General features: G+C 68.8%; 22 protein-coding genes. 12 read left to right on the forward strand and 10 right to left on the reverse strand.

Annotated elements, in window-relative coordinates; all coding sequences use genetic code 11:
• Positions 1-329 precede the first annotated feature (329 nt).
• Positions 330-1,262, forward strand: a complete 933-nt coding sequence (locus tag ACWGSK_RS10765; protein WP_452455729.1) for an ABC transporter ATP-binding protein — start codon at positions 330-332, stop codon at positions 1,260-1,262.
• On the forward strand, positions 1,259-2,083 hold the full coding sequence (locus ACWGSK_RS10770) for an ABC transporter permease (protein ID WP_358508775.1): 825 nt from the start codon (positions 1,259-1,261) through the stop codon (positions 2,081-2,083). The genes ACWGSK_RS10765 and ACWGSK_RS10770 overlap by 4 nt, the downstream gene beginning before the upstream one ends.
• A gap of 66 nt (positions 2,084-2,149) precedes the next feature.
• Here ACWGSK_RS10770 and ACWGSK_RS10775 read toward each other — a convergent pair whose 3' ends face one another.
• Together ACWGSK_RS10775 and glpX are read right to left on the reverse strand one after the other, a co-directional pair.
• Entirely contained in the window at positions 2,150-3,835 is a 1,686-nt protein-coding gene (locus tag ACWGSK_RS10775; RefSeq protein ID WP_452455730.1) for a hypothetical protein, read from the reverse strand.
• A gap of 161 nt (positions 3,836-3,996) precedes the next feature.
• Positions 3,997-5,022 (reverse strand): class II fructose-bisphosphatase, encoded by a 1,026-nt coding sequence (glpX, locus tag ACWGSK_RS10780; RefSeq protein WP_358508771.1) that lies wholly within the window; start codon positions 5,020-5,022, stop codon positions 3,997-3,999.
• 172 nt (positions 5,023-5,194) lie between these two features.
• Between glpX and ACWGSK_RS10785 the strand changes: the two genes are divergently transcribed.
• Together ACWGSK_RS10785 and ACWGSK_RS10790 are read left to right on the forward strand one after the other, a co-directional pair.
• A complete protein-coding gene (locus tag ACWGSK_RS10785) occupies positions 5,195-5,845 on the forward strand; it encodes a TetR/AcrR family transcriptional regulator (protein WP_452455830.1) in 651 nt (216 codons plus the stop codon).
• Between the two features lie 49 nt (positions 5,846-5,894).
• Complete coding sequence (locus tag ACWGSK_RS10790) at positions 5,895-6,470, forward strand: DUF4245 domain-containing protein (RefSeq protein ID WP_358508769.1); 576 nt, start codon at positions 5,895-5,897, stop codon at positions 6,468-6,470.
• Between the two features lie 3 nt (positions 6,471-6,473).
• On the opposite strand, the gene ACWGSK_RS10795 is transcribed toward ACWGSK_RS10790, so the two are convergent.
• A complete protein-coding gene (locus ACWGSK_RS10795; RefSeq protein WP_358508767.1) occupies positions 6,474-6,866 on the reverse strand; it encodes a VOC family protein in 393 nt (130 codons plus the stop codon).
• A 225-nt stretch (positions 6,867-7,091) separates the two neighbouring features.
• Positions 7,092-8,063, reverse strand: coding sequence for a 4-hydroxy-3-methylbut-2-enyl diphosphate reductase (locus ACWGSK_RS10800; RefSeq protein WP_358508765.1), 972 nt, complete (start codon positions 8,061-8,063; stop codon positions 7,092-7,094).
• 298 nt (positions 8,064-8,361) lie between these two features.
• Between ACWGSK_RS10800 and ACWGSK_RS10805 the strand changes: the two genes are divergently transcribed.
• The 5 genes from ACWGSK_RS10805 (at position 8,362) to ACWGSK_RS10825 (ending at position 12,587) form a co-directional block, all read left to right on the forward strand.
• Positions 8,362-9,030 carry a hypothetical protein gene (locus ACWGSK_RS10805; protein ID WP_452455731.1) on the forward strand — a complete coding sequence of 223 codons (669 nt, stop codon included), beginning with the start codon at positions 8,362-8,364 and terminating at the stop codon, positions 9,028-9,030.
• 109 nt (positions 9,031-9,139) lie between these two features.
• On the forward strand, positions 9,140-9,688 hold the full coding sequence (locus ACWGSK_RS10810) for a TetR/AcrR family transcriptional regulator (protein WP_358508761.1): 549 nt from the start codon (positions 9,140-9,142) through the stop codon (positions 9,686-9,688).
• Positions 9,689-9,758: 70 nt separating this feature from the next.
• Positions 9,759-10,643, forward strand: coding sequence for an SDR family oxidoreductase (locus tag ACWGSK_RS10815; protein WP_452455732.1), 885 nt, complete (start codon positions 9,759-9,761; stop codon positions 10,641-10,643).
• A 250-nt stretch (positions 10,644-10,893) separates the two neighbouring features.
• Entirely contained in the window at positions 10,894-12,342 is a 1,449-nt protein-coding gene (gene xseA, locus ACWGSK_RS10820) for an exodeoxyribonuclease VII large subunit (RefSeq protein WP_452455733.1), read from the forward strand.
• A gap of 2 nt (positions 12,343-12,344) precedes the next feature.
• Entirely contained in the window at positions 12,345-12,587 is a 243-nt protein-coding gene (locus tag ACWGSK_RS10825) for an exodeoxyribonuclease VII small subunit (protein WP_452455734.1), read from the forward strand.
• A gap of 24 nt (positions 12,588-12,611) precedes the next feature.
• On the opposite strand, the gene ACWGSK_RS10830 is transcribed toward ACWGSK_RS10825, so the two are convergent.
• The 3 genes from ACWGSK_RS10830 to ACWGSK_RS10840 all read right to left on the reverse strand — a co-directional run bounded on the left by ACWGSK_RS10830 (position 12,612) and on the right by ACWGSK_RS10840 (position 15,996).
• A complete protein-coding gene (locus ACWGSK_RS10830) occupies positions 12,612-13,190 on the reverse strand; it encodes a DUF6542 domain-containing protein (protein ID WP_452455735.1) in 579 nt (192 codons plus the stop codon).
• Positions 13,191-13,525: 335 nt separating this feature from the next.
• A complete protein-coding gene (locus ACWGSK_RS10835; protein WP_452455736.1) occupies positions 13,526-14,785 on the reverse strand; it encodes a DNA recombination protein RmuC in 1,260 nt (419 codons plus the stop codon).
• Between the two features lie 245 nt (positions 14,786-15,030).
• The gene (locus tag ACWGSK_RS10840) at positions 15,031-15,996 is read right to left on the reverse strand and encodes an FkbM family methyltransferase (RefSeq protein ID WP_452455737.1); all 966 of its coding nucleotides are present in this window, start codon (positions 15,994-15,996) and stop codon (positions 15,031-15,033) included.
• A 212-nt stretch (positions 15,997-16,208) separates the two neighbouring features.
• Here ACWGSK_RS10840 and ychF point away from each other — a divergent pair, with 212 nt between their 5' ends.
• Positions 16,209-17,297 (forward strand): redox-regulated ATPase YchF, encoded by a 1,089-nt coding sequence (gene ychF, locus ACWGSK_RS10845; RefSeq protein ID WP_358508748.1) that lies wholly within the window; start codon positions 16,209-16,211, stop codon positions 17,295-17,297.
• Between the two features lie 197 nt (positions 17,298-17,494).
• On the opposite strand, the gene ACWGSK_RS10850 is transcribed toward ychF, so the two are convergent.
• On the reverse strand, positions 17,495-17,908 hold the full coding sequence (locus ACWGSK_RS10850) for a DUF3224 domain-containing protein (RefSeq protein ID WP_358508747.1): 414 nt from the start codon (positions 17,906-17,908) through the stop codon (positions 17,495-17,497).
• Between the two features lie 245 nt (positions 17,909-18,153).
• Here ACWGSK_RS10850 and ACWGSK_RS10855 point away from each other — a divergent pair, with 245 nt between their 5' ends.
• Together ACWGSK_RS10855 and ACWGSK_RS10860 are read left to right on the forward strand one after the other, a co-directional pair.
• Positions 18,154-19,134: an LLM class flavin-dependent oxidoreductase gene (locus ACWGSK_RS10855; protein ID WP_358508745.1), complete on the forward strand. Its 981-nt coding sequence runs from the start codon at positions 18,154-18,156 to the stop codon at positions 19,132-19,134.
• A gap of 303 nt (positions 19,135-19,437) precedes the next feature.
• Positions 19,438-19,689, forward strand: coding sequence for a DUF2798 domain-containing protein (locus ACWGSK_RS10860; protein ID WP_452455738.1), 252 nt, complete (start codon positions 19,438-19,440; stop codon positions 19,687-19,689).
• Positions 19,690-19,706: 17 nt separating this feature from the next.
• On the opposite strand, the gene ACWGSK_RS10865 is transcribed toward ACWGSK_RS10860, so the two are convergent.
• Positions 19,707-20,150, reverse strand: a complete 444-nt coding sequence (locus ACWGSK_RS10865) for a VOC family protein (protein WP_452455739.1) — start codon at positions 20,148-20,150, stop codon at positions 19,707-19,709.
• A gap of 140 nt (positions 20,151-20,290) precedes the next feature.
• Positions 20,291-21,001, reverse strand: a complete 711-nt coding sequence (locus tag ACWGSK_RS10870) for a hypothetical protein (protein WP_452455740.1) — start codon at positions 20,999-21,001, stop codon at positions 20,291-20,293.
• Between the last annotated feature and the right edge of the window lie 4 nt (positions 21,002-21,005).

Consider the following 21,005-nt stretch of genomic DNA (forward strand, 5'->3'; position numbering starts at 1 on the left):
GGGACCACCTTTCGGACAGCCCGTGAGCGTGGGGACCACGGGGGTTCCAGCCCGTCCGAAAGGTGTGGGTGGCGACTATACAGACATGATTCCGAAAAGGAAGGTTTTGCCGATAAAAGTGCTCTGGCCTGGGGGTTTGACGGGTGCATCGGTGATCAGTAATGTTTGTTTTCGGTTGACCGTGGGATGCCGTCCCAAGCCGTGGCAGCGTGTCCCTAAAGGGCGATGGTGCCCTTCTTTCGTAATGGTCGAATCCCGTTGAGAACAGGCGCGTAATCCACTCGGAAAACCAGTGGAGATCCGGGTCGAGATTTTCCTACCGTGTTCCCATGACCACACCAGACCCCGGACGCCACGTACCGGCGATCCGGCTGAGCGGAGTCGTCAAACGCTTCGGCACCCTCACCGCCGTCGACGGCCTCGACCTCGAAGTCCCCCGAGGGATCGTGCTCGGGCTGCTCGGCCCCAACGGGGCGGGCAAGTCCACCACCATGAAGATGCTCACCGCGCAGGCGATCGCCGACGAGGGCACGATCAGGATCCTCGACCACGAGATCCCCGCCGAGTCCAAGTGGGCCCGCGCTCGCATGGGCGTCGTCCCCCAACACGACAACCTCGACGAGGAACTCACCGTCGAGCAGAACCTGCGCATGTTCTCGTTCCTGTACCGGGTCCCGCGCCGACAACGTCGCGAGGCCATCGAACGCACCCTGCGCCTGGCCCAACTGAGCGACCGCGCCGACACCCCCGTCGACGACCTGTCCGGGGGCATGCGCCGCCGACTGCTCATCGTCCGAGCCCTGCTGCACCGCCCCGAACTCGTCCTCATGGACGAACCCACCGTCGGCCTCGACCCACAGGTGCGTCAGGACCTGTGGGGCGTCATCTCCGCGCTGCGCGACGAGGGCGTCACCGTCCTGATGTCCACCCACTACATCGAAGAGGCCGAACGCCTCTCCGACGAGGTCGCCCTCATGGCCAAGGGGCGTGTCGTCGAACGCGGCACCCCGGTCGACCTCGTCGCCAAGTACGCCGGCACCACCGTGGAGGAGTACACCCCCCAAGGATCGGGCGGTATCTCCGAACTGGAGACCCTGGTCCGGGCACAGGGCTTCGACACCCGACGTACCGGTACCAGCCTGTCCGTCCTGCGCGCCGAGGAACTCCCCGACTCCCTGCGGGACCGACTCGGCGAACCCGAACGGCGCGCCGCCAACCTGGAGGACGTCTTCGTGACCCTGACGGGGGAGGGGGTCGCATGAGCCCGACACGACAACAACGCGCGGACGCCAGGCCCGAGCATCACGCCCGTCCCGGCCGCTTCGAGACCGACGCGGTCCTGGGCGTGGTCGCCCGCGAGTGGATCCTCTACGGGCGGTCCTGGCGGGCCACCACCTTCGCCGCGATCGTCGAACCCACGCTGTACCTGCTGTGCTTCGGCTTCGGCATGGGCGCCCTGATCGGCACTCTCGCGGGGTTCAGTTACATCGACTTCCTCGGCACCGGCATCGTCGCCGTGTCGGTGATGTTCCAGTCGATGATGCCCGCGGTCATCAACACCTTCATCAAACGCCGCTTCCTGCACACCTACGAGGGCATCCTCGCCGCACCGGTCGACGTGCGCGAGTTGGTCACCGGGGAAGCGTTGTGGCTGGCCCTGCGCTCCGGCGTCTACGGCTGCGTGCCGCTGCTCGTCGCCATCGGCTTCGGCCTGCGTCCGGGTCCCGGCATGCTGCTGGTGCCCTTCGTCGCCTTCCTCGCCGGGTTCGCCTTCGCGCTCTTCGGTATCTGGATCTCCGCGGTGATCACCTCGGTGCGTTCCATGGACTACGTGTTCAGCGGCCTGTTCACCCCGTTGTTCCTGGTGGCCGGGACGTTCTTCCCGATCACCGAGCTGCCCGCCTGGGTACAGGCCGCGGCCATGGCCAACCCGCTCTTCCACGCGGTCGAACTCATCCGTGGTGCCGTGTTCGGCGGCCTGGGTCCCGGGATGGCCCTGCTGCACGTGGCCGTCCTGGCCGGGTTCGCGTATCTGATGTGGAACCTGGCCGCGTTCCAGATGCGCCGCCGGGTCGTGGACTGAAACGCCGACGGCGCGGTGAGGAACCCTCCTCGCCGCGCCGTCTCGCGGTTCATCCGTCGATATGGGTCAGGACCCGGTGGGCGCCCAACGCAGCTCGACCACGGCACGCTCGCCGCCCTCGGACACGCTCAGTCCCATGCCGAGCGCACCCCACTGCTCGGGAGACTGGACGTCGTCGGTGGTGACGGCCTGACGCATGTCCACGTAGGCGGCCATCACGGCGTCGTCCATCTCGGCCATGGTCTGCTGGAAGACCTCGTCGTCGGCGAGCACACCGCTGCCGGGGTCTCCGGTGCTGACGACCACGGCGTCGCCGTCCTCGCTCACCGTCGGGGCCGGACCGGAGGCGTAGGGGTTCGCCACGACCTCGTCGACGAACGAGTTCAGCGCGGCGGCGTCACCGCCCACGGCACGGAACACGACGGTCGGGTCGGTGGTGGAGCCGTAACCGCCCATTCCGCTCGTGTCGAAGTCGGACAGACCGACTGCGGTGGAGCCGCCGAGCAGGGAGGTGAACCCTTCCGGCAACGGGGCGCCGATGGAGTTCATGTCCGCCTCCATGTCCTGGCGGTCCTGCTCGTCGAGCAGCGGCAGTTCGTCGTTCTCCCAGGCGGTGCTCAACATCTGGTCCAGGCCGCTGCCGCCCAGCGCCACGGTCGAGTTCGCCGGCAGGGCGCCGATGGCGTCCAGGCTCGCCCCGGACCCCTCCGCCAACCAACTCACGTCGGTGCCCTCGACCTCGAAGCCGAACACGTCCATCCGCGCCTCCAGGTAGTCGCCGGTGACCCGGAAGGAGGCGGTCATCCGGCCCTGGAGGGATCCGGTGGTGCCGAACTCGGTGGCCAGATCCTGTTCGATGGTGCTGATCTGACCCAGGGCGCTCAGGTCGGCCCAGGCCAGGGCGATGCTGCCGCTGGGCACCCCGTCCAGGTCACCGCTGTAGGTGTCGTTGCCCTCCAGGTCGCCGTTGGCCGACATCTGGTCGTTGTAGTCTTCGATCCCGCCGGTCAGGTCGGTGAACACCACGAAGTCGTCGACCATCGTGTACTCGACGTCGTGGGACTCGGACAGCTCGGAGAACTGCTCCTCGGCGGCTCCGGCGTCGTTCACCGCCAGGGCGATCCCGTAGGCCGCACCATCGTAGGTCTCGAACTCCGGGTTGTCGGTGGTCCAGGCGGCGGCGCCCACCTTCTGTCCGATCCACTCCTCGACCTCGGCGGGGTCCAGGTCGTAGGAATCGGCGAAGGCCTCGGCGAAGGGGGCCGAGGTGTCGTCCTCCTCCACGTCGCCCATCTCCTCGCGAACCTCGGCGGGGAGCTTTTCGACGAAGCTCAGCAGGTCCATGGCCTGGGAGCCGTCGATGTCGAGGTCGGCCTTGGCGAAGGCGACGGAATTGCCCGGCAGCACGGACTCGGGCTGGGGCCCACCGAAGTTCACCAGCGACACGGTCGCCCACACGGTGCCGGCCATGACGACGACGGCGGTCACGGCGGCCGCGGGTATCAGCCACTTACGGCGACCACCACCGCCACCGCCACCGGACGGAACCGGGGCGCCCTGGTACTGACCGCCGTAGGGAGGCTGACCCGGACCCTGCGGTCCACCGGGGAAGGGTGGTCCGGCCTGGCCGGGACCCTGCGGGGGCGGCCCCTGCGGGAAACCCTGCTGGGGACCCTGGGACGGAGGGAAAACCTGCCCCGGTTGCTGCGGCGGCTGCCACTGCGGCTGCTGCGAGGGATCAGGGTAGGACATCGGACCTCCGACGAGGATGGTGCTTGAGAAGGGATCACCGGCTGCGGGGCCAGTGTGCGTTGAGACGCGGCCGGAGACCGGAAGGTTCCGAGAACAACCCCGGGAACAGCACCGACGCCGCCGAGGCGGCGCCGGTGACGGGCGTGGGAGCGGGTCCGGGCCTACTCCGGGGCGGAGGTCAGATCGACACCGCTGTAGGCGGAGAGCTTGCTCAGCCGGTGCTCGCTGCGCACCTGACGCACGGTGCCGCTGCGGCCGCGCATGACCAGTGAGTCGGTGATCACACCGGTGGACTCGTAGCGCACCCCGTCCACCATCTCGCCTTCGGTGATGCCGGTCGCGGCGAAGAACACGTCGTCGGAGGCGACCAGGTCGTTCGTGCGCAGGACACGGTCCAGGTCGTGCCCGGCGTCGAGCGCCTTCTGGCGCTCCTCGTCGTCCTTGGGCCACAGCCGACCCTGGATGACGCCGCCCAGACACTTCATCGCGCACGCCGTGATGATGCCCTCCGGGGTGCCACCGATGCCCAGCATCAGGTCCACGCCCGTCCCGGGACGGGCCGCCATGATCGCGCCCGCCACGTCACCGTCACTGATGAACTTGATGCGCGCGCCCGCGTCCCGAACGTCCTGCACCAACTGCTTGTGGCGCGGACGGTCCAGGATGACGACCGTGATGTCCTGCGGTGACTTGCCCTTGGCCCGCGCCACCGCGGCGATGTTGTCGGCGACCGGCGCGGCGATGTCCACCACGTCGGCGGCCTCGGGGCCGGTGGCCAGCTTCTCCATGTAGAACACGGCGGAAGGGTCGAACATGGTGTTGCGCGGGCTCATCGCGATCACCGCGATGGCGTTGGGCATGCCCATGGCGGCCAGGGTGGTGCCGTCGATCGGGTCGACCGCCACGTCCCAGTCGTGGCCACCGCCGTCGCCGACACGCTCGCCGTTGTAGAGCATGGGGGCGCTGTCCTTCTCGCCCTCGCCGATCACCACGGTGCCGTTCATCGACACGGTGCTGATCATGTGGCGCATCCCGCGCACGGCGGCACCGTCGGCCCCGATCTTGTCGCCCTTACCGACCCAACGGGCAGCGGCCAGTGCGGCGGTCTCGGTGACGCGGACCAGTTCCAGCGCGAGGTTTCGGTCGGGTACCGAGTGCTGCGTGGACGGGCTGCCGGGCTGCGACATGGAGGTGACACCTTCCGTCTGGGAACAGGGTGGAGTTCACGTCTTAGGGTAGTCACCCCGGGTGTTTCCTGGTCATCGCGGGTGGGGCGGGTCCAATGGGGGCGTGACCGCACCTCGAAGACCCGTAACGGTCTACCCTGGCGGGGACCCGGACAGGAGTGAGGGCGTGACAGTGGACAAGACGGACAAGCCCGCGCGGGCCTCCGCGCGAGGCGCGGCCACCCGCACCTCCCTACTGAAGGCGGCGGCCCAGGTCTTTCGTACGGTGGGGTTCGCGAAGGCGGGTGTCAGCGAGGTCGTCTCGGTCGCGGGTGCCAGCGTGGGCAGCCTCTACCACCACTTCACCGGCAAGGCGGACCTGTACCTGGCGCTGTACGAGGAGTTCCAGCAGCGGCAACAGGAGCGGACCCACCAGGCGGTGCGTGAGGCGCGCGCCGATGGTGAGAGTGATCCCACACGGCTGATGAACATCGCGGCCCACGCCTACCTGCTCGGCGCCATCGAGGAACGGGAGACCACCCGGCTGTTCTTCAGCGGCGACGGGCCTCCCGGCTTCGACTACCAGCTGCGGTCGCGGCTCACCCAGTGGACCGACCGCAACGTGGCGCTGTTCCGCAAGGCCGACGAACCGGTCGATGAGGCGCTGCTGATCGTGGTGAGCGGTTCGATGCTGTTGGCCGTCGCCGAGGTGGTCTACCGCGACGACATCGACGCGCACAAGCTCGCCGACGACATCACCGGACTGCTCACAGAACTGGAACCCCGCAACCGTCGCCAGGAGAGCCCCGCGGCCCCGGGGCCCGCCACCCCGGACCCCGCTTGAGGGACCCCGGGTCGAAGTGGCTCCGGACCTGCGGCAAGCTGGACAGGTCATGAGTGAGAACAGCAGGGCCAACGCCACCTTCAAGAACTACGCCATCTCCCTCGGGGTCGTCGTCGGAATCCTCCTGGTGATGGCCTTCGTTGTCTCCACGCGTTCGGGCGAGAACATCCCCACCGTGGACTACCGCCCGGACATCGAGGTGATGCGTCAGTCCGCCGACTACGAGGTGACCGCACCCTCGGAGGACATGCCGCGGGGGTGGACCCCCACCAGCTCGCACCTGGACGTGACCGGTCCGGTGTCGTGGAGCATCGGCTTCGCGACACCGCAGGACAGCCACGCCATGCTGACCCAGAGCGACGCCGACCCGGACAAGGTGATCGCCGACCACGTCAAGGACGCCGAACCGGTCGGTTCCGTCATGGTCGCCGACCGGGAGTGGGAGCAGTTCGAGGCCGACGACTGGGGCGCCCTCGTCCAGCGCGGCGACGACCGGACCCTGATCATCTCCGGCAGTACCTCCCTGGACGAGTTCGCCGTCCTCGCCGAACACATGGAGACCTACCCCGTCCCGGAGAAGGACGACGAGGCCTCCGAGGAGGAGACGGAACCCGAGGGCTCCTGATCCCTAGTCGGGGCTGTGTTCCATGGCCCGCCGGTCGGAGGCGCTGCGCAGTACGCAGAACTCGTTGCCCTCGGGGTCGGCCAGGATCGCCCACCCCGAGCCGTCCGGCTCTCGGTGGTCGCCGACGAAGGTGGCGCCGAGCCCCAACAGCCGTTCCACCTCCAGCTCCCGAGTGGTCTCCGGGCGCAGGCACAGGTGGATCCGGTTCTTGATCTCCTTGGGCTCGGGCACCTGGTTGAAGTGCAGCACCGGTCCCTCCGCCAACAGCACCAGGGTCTCCTCATCGCCGGGTCGGCTCTCCGGGTGCACGGGACGGCCGGTCACCGCGCTCCAGAACCGCGCCAGTTCATAGGCGTCCGTACAGTCGATCGCCACGTTCTGCAGTATCGAAACCATGCGTGGAAGTCTCGGGCATTCGTGTTCCGGGTGCCACCGGTTTACGAACTCCCGGAACGGTGGGCGGTGGATCGTCCACCGGGCGAAGTGGTGTCTCCTCGTGATCGGGGGAGCTCGAACCCTCGGCTTCGTGCAGCCCACGACCCGCACGCGAAACGGGCCCCGAGGAACCACGGAGGTTCCTCGGGGCCCGTTCGTCGTACGGGTCGTTTCTCGGCGCGGGTGCTACTCGGCGCGAAGGTCGCGGCGCAGCTCCTTGGGCAGCGAGAAGGTGAGGGTCTCCTCGGCGGTGGTCACCGGGGTGACGGATCCGTACCCGTGTGCGGAGAGCTTGTCGAGGAGTTCGCGCACCAGGATGTCGGGGACGGACGCGCCACTGGTCACACCCACGGTGGTGACGCCCTCCAGCCAGGCCTCTTCCATGAGGGTGGCGTTGTCGATCAGGTAGGAGGCGTTCGCGCCGGCGTCGAGGGCGACCTCGACCAGGCGGACGGAGTTGGACGAGTTGTCCGAACCCACCACGATGACCAGCTCGCACTCGGGCGCCATGGCCTTGACGGCGTCCTGGCGGTTGGAGGTGGCGTAGCAGATGTCGTCGCTGGGCGGAGCCAGCAGGTTCGGGAACTTCTTGCGCAGCGCGTCCACGGTCTCGTTGGTCTCGTCCACCGACAGGGTGGTCTGAGACAACCAGGACACGTTGTTCGGGTCGCGGACCTGGACCTTGTCGACCTCGTCCGGGCTCTCCACGATCTGGATGTGCTCGGGGGCCTGGCCGCTGGTGCCCTCGACCTCCTCATGGCCGATGTGGCCGATGAGGACGATGTCGCGGTCCTCGGCGGCGAATCGCTTCGCCTCCTTGTGGACCTTGGTGACCAGTGGACACGTGGCGTCGATGGTCTTGAGTTGGCGCTTCTCGGCCTGCTCGTGGACGGCGGGCGATACACCGTGCGCGGAGAAGACGACGATGGCGCCCTCGGGCACCTCCTCGGTCTCCTCCACGAAGATCGCGCCGCGCTCCTCCAGGGTGCGCACGACGTGCGTGTTGTGCACGATCTGTTTGCGCACGTAGATCGGGGCGCCGTACTGCTCAAGGGCTTTCTCGACGGTGATGACCGCTCGGTCGACACCGGCGCAGTAGCCCCGGGGGTTGGCCAGGAGCACACGACGTTGGTTCGTGGCAGTCGTCATCGCAGTCATGGCATACATCCTAGGTGCGATCGTGGGATGTGGGAGCGGGTGTGGGATACGGCACCGTCGGGGTCAGGCCTATGGTGGAGACCACGACCAGGTGACGTCGCCGCAACAGAACGTACCCGGTTGGGCCGCGACGTGGCGAAATCGTTCACTTGCGGCCAGCTCATGGTGATCCTCCCTCATCTATCCTGGTTCACCAATCGCATCAGTTATGAGGCGGTTCGCCCTCAACTCGGCCTTGCCTGGTTTGCTGGACGCGCGCCGCCGGCCCAACGCCGAGAGCATCAGGAGCCCCCGTCCTATGTCGAACCCGACCATCGCCACGAAGCTGACCTCCTTCATCAAGGGCATCTTCGGGCGTAAGGACCCGGTCGTCACGACCGTTCCGGAGCAGCCGGAGAAGAAGGACGAAGCCCCCGCGTCCGAGACCACGGCGCAGGAGAGCGCCGAGGTGGAGACCACCTCCGAGGTTTCTCCGGAGCAGGAGAAGCCCACCGAAGAGAAGGCCGAAGTGGAGGTCGAGGAGAAGCCCGAGCCGGTCGTCGAGGCCACCGCTCCCACGGGGACCCCCGCCCCCGAGGCGGACTCCACCGAGGTCACCGAGACCACCGAGGCCGCCAAGCTGGTCGAGGAGCTCCGGGAAGAACCCTCCGTCCCCGCCACCGCCGACCTCGCCGAGGACGGCTCCGCGCTGGCCGAGGAGCTCAGCGCCGCCGAGGCGCACACCACCGTCGCCAGCGACGAGGTCCTGGAGAAGGTCCGCAAGGGCAACGCCCCCGCGGTCGAGGACCTGGCCGTCCCGACCTACGACGAGCTCACCCTGCCGTCGATCCGGGCCCGCCTGCGCAAGCTCACCATCGAACAGGTGCGCGACCTGCGCGCCTACGAGGTGGCCCACCAGGGTCGTCCCGAGTTCATCAAGATGTACGACAACCGCATCGCCAAGCTGGAGGCGGAAGCCGGGGCCTGAGTGCGGTTTCGCGGAAGCGGAAGATGGGGCGAGGGATCCGATCCCTCGCCCCTTTTTCGTTGCTCCGAGGGGTTGACGTCTATTTGGTAGTGAGTGTTTACTATCAAACATGACGACAGGGCGGAGACCACGGGTCGGAATCGAACGGCGCCGCGAGCAGATCCTCGCGGCGGGGCTGAAGGAGTTCAGTCACAAGGGGTTCCACGGTGGTTCGACCGTGGCCATCGCCAAGGACGTCGAGATCTCGCACCCCAACCTCTTCCGGGTCTACTCCACGAAGAAGGAACTCTTCGTCGCGGTGCTGGAGAAGACCTTCGCCGACATCGAGCGGGAGATGCTCGTTCCGGGGGAGAGGGCCGAAGAGGATCCCTTGCAGGTCATGTCGGACGGCTGGGGCGTGCTGATGGAGCGCCGCGAGGTGATGCTCATCCTGCTCCAGGGGTACGCGGCCGCCAACGATCCCGACATCCGCGACGTGATGCACGAGTGGACGCGGGACGTCTTCGAGCGTTTCGAGGCGCTGCCGAAGGTCGACACCGACCAGGCGCACGAATTCTTCGCCGACGGAATGCTCTACATGGTGGCCGCCTCGATCGGGCTGCCCGGCCGTGCCGAGTCCGACGAGTGGGCCGAACGCTTCCTGTCCTCCGGGAACTGAACCTTTCCCGTGGCGGGCCGGGCCCGCCTTTTTTCGCCTATTGATAGTGACTACTCACTATTGAGTAGTGATGCCACCCACGCAGAAGGAGACCCTCGCGATGAACCCGCCCACCGTGCTCGTGACCGGAGCCACCGGAACCATCGGTTCGGCCCTGATCCCCGAACTCCAGGCGCGCGGCGCCACCGTCCGCGCCATGACCCGCGACCCCCGACGCTCCGTGCCCGGCGCCGAGACCGTCGTCGCCGACCTCAAGGACCCCGAATCGGTCGCCGCGGCCCTCGAAGGCGTCGACACGGCCTTCCTCAACAGCCCTTCCGAGGAGGGCGCCGCCGACCTCCAGATCCGGTTCGTCGACCTCGCCCACGAGCTCGGTGTGCGCCGCCTCGTGTTGCTCTCCCAGTACGCCGCCCGCCTCGACTCACCGGTGCGGTTCCTGCGCTGGCACGCCGAGGTCGAGGAGCACGTGCGGCGGTCGGGCATCGACCACACGGTGCTGCGCCCCAACCTCTACCTGCAGGCCCTGCTCGGCTTCGCCGCGACCATCGAGCAGGGGTGGTTCGCCGCTCCCATCGGTGGCGCGGCCGTGAGCGCGATCGACACCCGCGACATCTCGGCCGCCGCGGCCGAGGCACTGGTCGGGGAGGGGCACTCGGGCCGGATCCACACCCTGACCGGACCCAGGGCCGTGACCCACGACGAGATCGCCCGTGCCCTGTCCTCGGCCACCGGGCGGGAGATCGCCTTCCACGAGGCGACCGACGAGCGGTTCTCCGAAGCGCTCGCGGGTGTGCTTCCGCCGTGGCAGTTGGCGGGCCTCGTCGAGGACTACGCCCACTACGCCAGGGGAGAGGCCGCCGAGGTGCACACCGGCGTCGCCGACCTGACCGGACGTCCCCCTCGCGACGTCACCGACTTCGCCCGCGACCACGCCGACGCGTTCGGCCGGGCCTGACCACCGTCCCCGCCTACACCCACATCCCCCAAGCACACCATCACACCGACCACCCCTCGCCCCCGAACCCGGCGCGGGCCTGCGCTTCGTACTCACCAGCCCGCGCCGGATCCGCGCGGTCGCGCGCTTCCCGTCCTTCTTCGCGACCTCCGCCGTGCGCCGGCGTCCCACGTCGGCCGACCGGGTCGCGCCGAACCGCCGAGCCCGACGAATCGGGAACTGTCGCCACCCTGGCCTAGGCTCTGGAGCCATGGGTATGGAGAGTTCCGCGGAGTCACCGCAGCCGGTCCGGGCCGTGCTCCAAGCGGTCGGGGGTTGGATCGACCGCTTGGGCGCGATCTGGGTCGAGGGTCAGGTCGCCGAACTCAACTCGCGTGGCCGGATGACCTATCTGACGCTGCGCGACCCCGTCGCCAACGCCTCGGTCCGGGTCATCTGTGAGACCGCCGTACTGCGCCGCCAGGATCCACCACCAGGGCCCGGCGACCGCGTGGTCGTCCACGCCAAGCCCGACTTCTACCAGCTCAGGGGCACGTTCTCGCTGCGTGCCAGGGAGATCCGACACGTCGGCGTCGGTGAGCTACTGGCACGGCTCGAACAGCTGCGCCGAACCCTCACCTCCGAGGGCGTGTTCGCCTCCGAGCGCAAGCGCCCCCTGCCGTTCCTGCCCAACACCGTGGGGCTGATCTGTGGTCGGGACTCGGCGGCCGAGCGCGACGTCCTGGAGAACGGGCGCCGCCGTTGGCCCGCGGTGCGCTTCGAGGTGCGTCCGGTGGCCGTGCAGGGCGACCGAGCCACCCGTGAGGTCATCGAGGCCCTACGGGACCTGGACGCGCGCCCCGAGGTCGACGTCATCGTCATCGCCCGTGGTGGCGGCTCCATGGAGGACCTGCTGCCCTTCTCCGACGAGGCGTTGGTGCGCGCCGTCGCCGCGGCGGCCACACCCGTGGTCAGCGCGATCGGGCACGAACAGGACACTCCGTTGCTGGACCACGTCGCCGACGTGCGCGCCTCCACCCCCACCGACGCCGCCAAGAAGACCATTCCGGACGTGGGGGAGCAGCTGGAGATCATCCGACAGCTGCGCGACCGCGGTCGCCGGGTGATCGGTGGCGGGTTGGAACGCGAACTCACCTGGCTGGCGGGGATCCGGGCCCGCCCGGTGCTGGCCGATCCGGTTCGCGAGACCGAACGCCTCACGGAGCAGGTGTTGGAGCTGCGAGACCGGGCCCGACGCAGCCTGACGATCTCGCTGGACCGGGCCAAGGAGGGACTCGGGCACACCGAGGCGCGCCTGCACGCGTTGTCCCCGGCCACCACGTTGGCCCGTGGGTACGCGATCGTGCAGCGCGAGGACGGTTCGGTGGTGCGTTCGGCGACCGAGCCCGAGCTGGGCGAGAAGCTGCGTCTGCGCTTCGCCGAGGACGGTCTGACCGCCACCGTGGACGAGGTGGACACCGATCCCGCGGCCGGCCCGGAACCGACCGAGAAGGTGGCCGAAGAGGCGGGGGAGGCCCGGGAGAAGGCCCCCGCGAAGCCCAAGGACGCCAAGGGGACCACGGCCCGCAAGCGCCCCGCCAAGAGGTCCGGCACGGCGAAGAGGACCGGCGGGACCGGCGGCGGGACCACCGGCGCGAAGGACGGCGGAACCAAGGGCGCCGCTGAGAAGACCACGACCGAGAACACCGAGGGGGAGTAGGCATGACCGAGACGAACGAGGGCCCGGAACCGAGCTACGAGGAGAGCAGGGAGCAGCTGAACGACGTGGTTCGGAAGCTGGAGTCGGGTGGCCTGACCCTCCAGGAGTCCCTCGCCCTGTGGGAGCGCGGGGAGGAGTTGGCGCGAATCTGCGAGCGTTGGCTGGAGGGCGCCCGCGCCAAGCTGGCCGCCGCGATGGATGAGCGACGCGTGGACGCGCCCGCCGACCCCGATACCCCGTTCTGACGTTCACCGGGGGCCGGGGATCGCTCAGCCGCGCCCGTTGAGTTCGTCGCCCAGGGAACGGAGATTACCGGGCAGACCCCGGAAGACGGCGATGACCAGCACGAGCGCGGTCCCCAGGAACAGCCAGGGCGCGACCTCGGCGAGCCGGGAGGCCAGCCCCAGGATGAGAACCCGGGCGAACCCCTCGTTGCCGACGGCGAGCACGCTCTCGGCGGCGATCACCGCGACGAAGTAGGCGATCGGCGGACTCACCGACAGCGAGAGCAGGTCGGCCGGGCGGACCAGAGCGGCGGTGGCCAGGCAGGCGAGTGTGAAGATGATGCCGGGAACCGCCGGAACGGAGGCCAGGTTCGCGATCATCGTTCCGGCGAAGCTGCCCAGGACGATGATCAGGACCGCGCCGCGTCCGGTCAGCCGGGGCGGCGCAAGGGTCCCGGGCGAGGTGGTCCCACCCGGACCACCTCGCCCGGTGGTGGTGTCCTTGGTGGTCGTGGGTCGGCCGCGTGTCCTGGACACGTTCGGAACGTCACGACCACGACCGTTGGTCCGCACGAAATACGGGGCCTGTCCTGGCTCCGGACCGTCCGATTTGCGTGGGGGCATGGTCGTGCGCCTCCCAAGTCTGTTACTCACAGTGTTCAGTGTGTCACTTCTAGTGAGTCTCCGGGTGTCTTTCACGGGATCGTGTTGTCATTTCGGCCACTTGCCCGTTCCGGGATTATCGTGCCTTCCACCCCTTGGACGCCGAGATGACCCCAACTGGTTCGGGGCGGTTCCCCCGACTCGGGTGGTTCGTCACCCTCTGTGGCCGAACCTCTTGGTCCCGGTTTGGGTCATGCCCATCTATCCGTTACTCGCACACCGAATGTCGTCGGAATGGGGGGAGTTCGTGTCGGACACGCCACGGACGCCCGAGTCGTTGGCGTCCGGCCCGTGCTTCAGATCGTCGCCGCACCTGGACCGGTCCCGTTCGCGGTGACCCCGTCGATCCCGTTCTCGCTCAGCTCCGGTGCGGACACCCCGCGCGGACGCTCCTCCAGTCCCGACAACCGGTCCAGCTCGCCGTCGACCAACCCCAGTTCGCCGAACCGACGCGCGGTCACCAGCACCCGGCTCTCCAGGGAACCCACCGTCTGGTTGTAGGCGGACACCGTCCGGGTCAGCGCCCGGCCCAGTCCCTCCACGTGCCCACCCAGGGTCGACAACCGGCCGTGCAACTGCTTGCCCAGATCGAACACCTCGCGGGCGTTCTCGCTCAACGCCTCCTGCTGCCAGGCGTACTGCGCGGTCCGCAACAGCGAGATGAGCGTGGTCGGCGTCGCGATGTGCACGCGCCGGGCCATGGCCTCCTCCAACAACCCAGGGTCGCGTTCCAACGCCGGCGCCAGGAACGCCTCCCCCGGGATGAAGAGCACCACGAACTCCGGCGACGGGGTGAACGACGCCCAGTACGACTTCGCGGCCAACTGGTCCACGTGGGTGCGCAGGTGCTTGGCGTGCGCGTGCAGCCGCTCCTCCGCGCCCGGACCCTCACCGGCCTCCACCGCGTCCAGGTAGGCGGCCAGCGGCACCTTGGAGTCCACGACGATGTTCTTGCCGCCGGCCAACCGCACCACCATGTCGGGGCGGTGCGCGCCCGCCACGGCCTGTTCCTGGAAGTCGCAGCGCGCGGCCATCCCGGCCAGTTCCGCCACCCGGCGCAGTTGCAGCTCGCCCCACCGGCCACGCGCCTCGGGCCGCCGCAGCGCCGTCACCAGGGACTGGGTCTGGCCGCGCAGACGCTCAGAGCCCTCGCGCACGAGTTCGACCTGCTTGGCGAGCTCGGCGTGCGCCGCGGCCCGCCCGGAGTCCGCCTCGCGCAGTTGGGCCTCCACTCGGCTCAGGGTCTGGGTGAGCGGCTCGACCATCCGTTCCATCGCCCGGCGCCGCTCGTCCAGGTCACCGCCCGCCTCGGCGCTGACCGCCCGCAGTCGTCCCTCGGCCAACTCCATGAATCGTTGGTTGGTCTGGTCCAGGGCCTGCGAGGACATCGCCCGGAACCGGTCCGCGAGCTGTTCCTCCACGTAGGCGGCGCGTTCCTCCGCCGCTCGGGCGTCGGCCCGGACCTGGGCGTCGCGCCCGCGAGCCAGGGCCAGGCCCACTCCGACGCCGATGGCGATACCGATGAGGAGCATGAGTACGAGTAGAAGGCCGTCCATGGGGCCCATGTTCCCGTAGAGAGCGCGGGGATGTGGCCGAAGGCGGACGTTTTCCACAGGGTGTCGAACCGTTCGGTTCGGACGGGGCGCGGACCCTCCCCGAGAAGGGGTTCACCATGCGCACCGTCGAGGGCGCCGGACGCCGCGTCCACCGGGACGACCTGCCAGGTCTGATTTCGGCGCCGGACGGTTGGATCTAGTGCCGACGTGTCCGCCGGGGCCGTCCCCCGACGGGCGCGCATCGGTCAGTTCGCGGCACCTCCGCACGACTCCAGGGCGGTGCGCCACTCGCGCAGCGACCCCCAGAACGCCTCCGGTGGTTCCTCGGGGGCGAGCAACCACATCCGCTCCCAAGCGGGGGAGGCGCGCCCGCAGATCTGGGTGCGAGGGTCGTAGGGCGGCTCCCCGGCCACCGGGAACCACAGGTATTCCAACGGTTCCACGAGGGCCATCAGGCGTTCCTCCAGACCGCGATCGGGCCTGACCTTGACGAGCATCCAGGGTCGGAAACGGCGCAGGATCTCCAGCCCACCGGTCACCACCTCGGGTTCGCTCCCCGCGGTGTCGATCTTCACCATGGTGGGGACACTGCCCGCCGACTCGTTCCACCGGGCCAGGGTCGAGGCCTCCACGGTCAGGTGGTGCAGACCGGGGCGTCCGTTGCGCACGACCTGGTTGCACATGTCGTTGTGCAGCGCCCGTTGGAGTCGGGCCGTGCCGTTGTGGTTGCTCAGGGCCAGTTCGACCACGCCGAAACCGAGGTGGGCCGCCGACGACATCGAGCGCGCGGCCGCCGCGAGCTCGGGCGTGGGCTCGAAGGCGAACACGGGTCGACGCGAACGCGCGGCCGCGAGCATGGCGTACACGCCCACCCCCGCACCCACGTCCAGGACCGCGCCCGGTCCGGTGTGGTCCAGGACCGCCATGAAGCAGGCGAGGCTGTCGGGTTCGTGTCGGGAGAGTCCTCCGATGGCCAGACGGCGGGGAACCGTCAGGTCGCCCGGTAGCCGGAGCTCGACCCGGTCCGGGCCGAGACCGCGTGTGTCGCCCGCGGTTCGAGGGAGCGTGAGGGTGAGTCGGCGGTGGCGGGGCGGGACGCGGGCGGGGTCGAGGCCGCCGAGTCGTCTGGGCAGGTGGACGCGGATGCGGCGGGTGGCGAAACGCACGATCGGGTATCGGCGCACGAGCGCGCGTAGCTGGTCGTGGACCACAGTGTCCCCTTCCCCCAAAGAATGGTGCCGTGGTGGCGTCGCCGATCCCCTCGTCGTCCGATATGTGTACTTGTTCGGACGTCTCCGTCTCCCCGTCCGAGGTGCCCGGCTTCGCACTCCGAACCTACTCTGAGTAGCCATTCCTGCGCACTGGGTTTCCGCGAATGTTCTCGGTCTTCGCCCACCCCTGGGGGCGCATACACTCTGAGCTTGTGAGTCTGTCTATCGGGATCGTCGGCCTGCCCAACGTTGGCAAGTCCACCCTCTTCAACGCGCTGACCAAGAACGACGCTCTGGCCGCGAACTACCCGTTCGCGACCATCGAGCCCAACGTCGGGGTCGTCGGTGTTCCCGATGTCCGGCTCGGGAAGCTGGCCGAGATCTTCGGCTCCGCGAAGATCCTTCCGGCGACGGTGGACTTCGTGGACATCGCCGGCATCGTCCGCGGCGCCTCCACCGGTGAGGGCCTGGGCAACAAGTTCCTCGCCAACATCCGCGAGAGCGACGCCATCTGCCAGGTCATCCGGGCCTTCGAGGACGCCGACGTCACCCACGTCGACGGCGACGTCGAGCCCTCCCGCGACATCGAGACCATCAACACCGAACTGATCCTCGCCGACCTCCAGACCCTGGAGAAGGCGATCCCGCGCCTGGAGAAGGACGCCAAGCGCAACGCCAAGGACAAGGGTGCCCAGGAGCTTCTGGCGGCCGCCAACGCCGCCCAGGAGATCCTGAACGAGGGCACCTCGCTGTCCCAGGCCAAGGGTGTGGACCTGGACCGGCTGCGTGAACTGAGCCTGCTCACCGTCAAGCCGTTCATCTACGTGTTCAACCTCGATAGCGACGAGCTCGCCGACGAGGCCCTGCGCACCAAGCTGCAGGAACTCGTCGCCCCGGCCGAGGCGATCTTCCTCGACGCCAAGATCGAGGCCGAGTTGGCCGAGCTCGACGACGAAGAGGAGGCCCAGGAGCTGCTGGAGTCCCTCGGTCAGACCGAGTCGGGCCTGGCCCAGCTCGCCCGCGTCGGCTTCGCCACACTCGGGTTGCAGACGTACCTGACCGCGGGCCCCAAGGAGGCGCGCGCCTGGACGATCAGGAAGGGCGCGACCGCCCCAGAGGCGGCCGGTGTCATCCACACCGACTTCGAGCGCGGCTTCATCAAGGCCGAGATCGTATCCTTCGACGACCTGGTCGCGAACGGCGACATGGCCGCGGCCCGCGCCGCCGGCAAGGTCCGCATCGAGGGCAAGGAATACGTGATGTCCGACGGCGACGTGGTGGAGTTCCGCTTCAACGTCTGAGCCCCGGGTCCACGGGCGTTCCCCGTCGCGGATCGGTGTGGACACACCGGGGCCGTGACACCTTCGTGGCGGTGTTCGCGTTTCGGCGGAAGGTCGACCGGGCGGCGACCCGATGGACCTTCCGCCGGCCCGTCCCCATCGCTGAGAGGTACCGGCGGGGGCCTCGAAGTGGACCCCGCGCCCGTCTGTTCGCCTCGCTACGGCGCGATCCGGTATTCGAGGTTCAGGTGGTGGGTGCCGTCCGCGTCGATGACGATGCCGCCGGTCCCGGTGATGCCGGAGAGCTCGCCGGTGCCGCTGCCGGGCACGATCAACAGCGTCTCGTGCGAGCGGTCCGAACCGGAGGTCGTGGCGCTGTGGGTGATGTTGCAGGCTCCAGCACGGCCGTTGATCGTCCCCTCGAAGGACTCCAACGCCACGTAGGTCCCGCCACGTTCCTCGTCGAACGCGTACACGAACTGGGTCTGCGCGGTGCCGTCGATCGCCCCGCGGAACTCCTTGCGCATCAGCGCGTACCCGTTCGGCAGACCCGTGGTCACACTCGCCTCGAACGGCTGGGGCACCATCTCCGCCACGGTGAACGTGCCGGTCGCGGTCTCTAACTGACTCATCCTGAATGCTCTTCTTTCCGTTGGCCGTGATCCATCAAGACTGGAGCATCGTCGTTCGGGGTTCCGATCGGCGGAATCCTCCACGAGATTCAACCATGGGCGAACGCGCTCGGAGCGGTGGTCGCGGTCGCCCTGCCGATGACCTGGTCGATGGGCCCACCACCACGGTGACGAGGAGCGGATAGGTTGAGGGAGGCGGCGAATTCGCCGACCCGGCCATGTTCCTGGAAAGGATGAGAAACGCTGTGCCAGTCCCGCTGAGTATTCTCGACCTCGTCTCCATCTCCGAGGGGTCGACGGCCCGCGAGGGCATCGCGGCGTCGATGTCCGCGGCGAGGCTGGCCGACGACCTCGGCTACACCCGACTCTGGTTCGCCGAGCACCACAACACCATGAACCTGGCCGCCAGCGCCACGGCGCTGCTGATCGACCAGGCCGCCACGGTCACCGAGCGGATCCGAGTGGGATCGGGCGGCGTGATGCTCCCCAACCACGCTCCGCTCATGGTGGCCGAGCAGTACGGCACGCTGGCCAACATCCACGGTGACCGCATCGACCTCGGCCTGGGTCGGGCCCCTGGCACCGACATGATGACGGCCCAGGCGCTGAGCCGCTCCTCGGCCGAACCGCAGGCGTTCGCGGAGAACATCTTCGACCTCCAGGGGTGGTTCGGCGACGAGGGAAGAAGCCGCAGCGCGCCCATCGCCTCGGCTGTGTCCAAGGGCACCGAGGTCCCCATCTGGGTCCTCGGCTCCACCGTCAACGGCGCCTCCATCGCCGGTCAGCTCGGACTGCCGTTCTCCGTCGCCTCGCACTTCGCGCCCGACCAGCTCGATGCCGCGATCGAGGTCTACCGGAGCAGCTTCACCGCCGACGCACCGACCGCGCAGATCGACGAGCCCTACGTCATGGCCGGCATCAACGTCATGGTGGCCGACAGTGACGCCGAGGCCGAGCGCGAGTACACCACCCTGGTCCAGATGTTCGGGGACATCGCGAGTGGCCGGAGCCGCAAGCTCCAGCCGCCGATCGATCCGTCCGAGGCACGGGGCGGGGACAACCCGATGCTCAGCATCAAGGCCGTGGGCGGCCCGGAGACCGCCGTGCGGCAGCTGAGCGAGTTCGCCGAGCGCACGGGCGCCGACGAGCTCATCACCGTGACCTACGCCTACGACCCGGCCGTCCGTGAACGCTCACTCCGGCTGCTGGCCGAGAACTGGTTCTGATCCCACCTCGCCCGGCACCGGGCGGCCTCCGCGGCACGTGGCCGAGCGCCGACGAGGTCGGCGCGGGCATCACGGTCCACGGCGGCCGCCCGGTGCATCCGGCCGCGTCGGTGGAACACCACCGAGATCCGATATCCTGGAGACGCCTGAAAGACCTTGGCTGGTGTGGTTATTCCAGCCCTCACTCTCTTGAGATGCAGTCGTACCCGACGGTGCGAACCCGAGGCGCCCGATACCTCTTACCCAAGGGGCGGCGCCACCGTCTGCATCGAGGGCGTCGTCGTCCCTGAAAAGGAACCGACGTTGAGCAAGAAGAGCATCTTTCTCTCCCAGATCATCATGACCTTCATCATGGCCGCGACGATGTCGGGTCTCCTGGGCATGATCTTCTCCGGTGGCCCGTCCATGGAGTGGCTGGTCACTTGGCCCAAGCAGTTCATCATCGCCTGGCCCATCGCCTTCGTCCTGACCATGGTCGCCTGGCCCGCGTCGATGGCGCTCACCGGCTTCATCCTTCGCCCTCGTGGCGCACAGGCCGCCTCCGAAGCGAACTGATCCGCTGAGGCCGCGCCTCAGCGGGCGACCGGCGGGGTCAGGCGCAGGCGGCCGTGTTCGTCGATGCGCATGTGCGCCTGTGAGGGGTTGTGCGCGATCTCCCACAGGTGCCCGTCCGGGTCGGCCACGTAACCCGAGTGGCCGCCCCATTCCTTGGCGACCGGGGCCCGCACGGCGGTGGCCCCCGCCGCTACCCAGTCGGCGAAGGTCCGATCGACGTCGGCGGCCGAGTCCAGGTTCATCGCCAGGGTGACCCCGCGGAAGCCCTCCCCGTGGGCGGGCAGTCCCGTGTCCGCGGCCAGGGCTTCCCATCCGTACAGGGCCAGGGCCGTTCCGGTGGTGGGAAGGAACACGATGGAGCCCAGGTCGTGTCGGCGTTCGAAGCCCACGGATTCGTAGAAGACCGCAGCGGCGGCGACGTCGCGTACGCCCAGGGTGAGGAGGCTGAGTCGTTGGTCCATGCCGTGCACACTACGCCGCGATCTCGAAACCGGTCCGAGGGAGGGCGAACACGCAGCGCGATCGGCGTGTCCGAAACCAGGAACGGCACTCGGGCGAGCGTCGCACCAGAGGAGAGTCGACCCACCGACGGGCCGGGGCGTCAGGGGGCGTGGCGCTTGCGGTGGGTGTCGGACTCGATGGCGTCCGGTCTGCCCTGCCTGAGACCGGACCTCAGCGCTCGGCGGTAACCGATCACGGAGACGACCAGCGCGACGACGCCCGGGATGGTCAGCGGGGGCGATTCGAGCGCGATCCCGGTGGCCGCCGCGAACAGTCCGGCGCACAGCAGCGCGCCCGCCCACCACCAGCGCGGACCACCCAGGGCGATCCCTCCGTAGACGGCCGCCCCGACGATCGTTCCGACGACGAGGAAGACTCCCAGGCCCGCGAGGCCGATGACCACGGGGAGCAGTGAGTCCGGTGGTTCGGTGTCGGTGGGGAAGAGCACCGGGAATCCGGCGGCCACGAAGCACACCACACCCAGGACGAGCGCCGCGGTGGCCGCCAGGGTGAGCTTCGCGGTCGTACCGAGGGGGTCCTCGTACTGGTCCAGGGTCACCGACCACGAGCCCCACATGATCCAGCCCACGCAGGTGAGGAACACACCGAGCCCGAGCGGGACCAGGAACACCGGGCTTTCGAGTCCGCCGGTGATCAGCTCGGTCACGACGCCGATCGGTATGCACAGGACCAGGAGCGCCAGCCCCACCAGCGCGGAGTGGCCGAACACCCGCGTGGCCCGTCGGGCGGGGTGTTCGTTTCGCCGACCCTTGCGGTACTTGCGGCGTAACTGGCGGAGTCGTCGGTTCATGACG

The sequence above is a fragment of the Nocardiopsis sp. NPDC055551 genome (assembly GCF_053619415.1).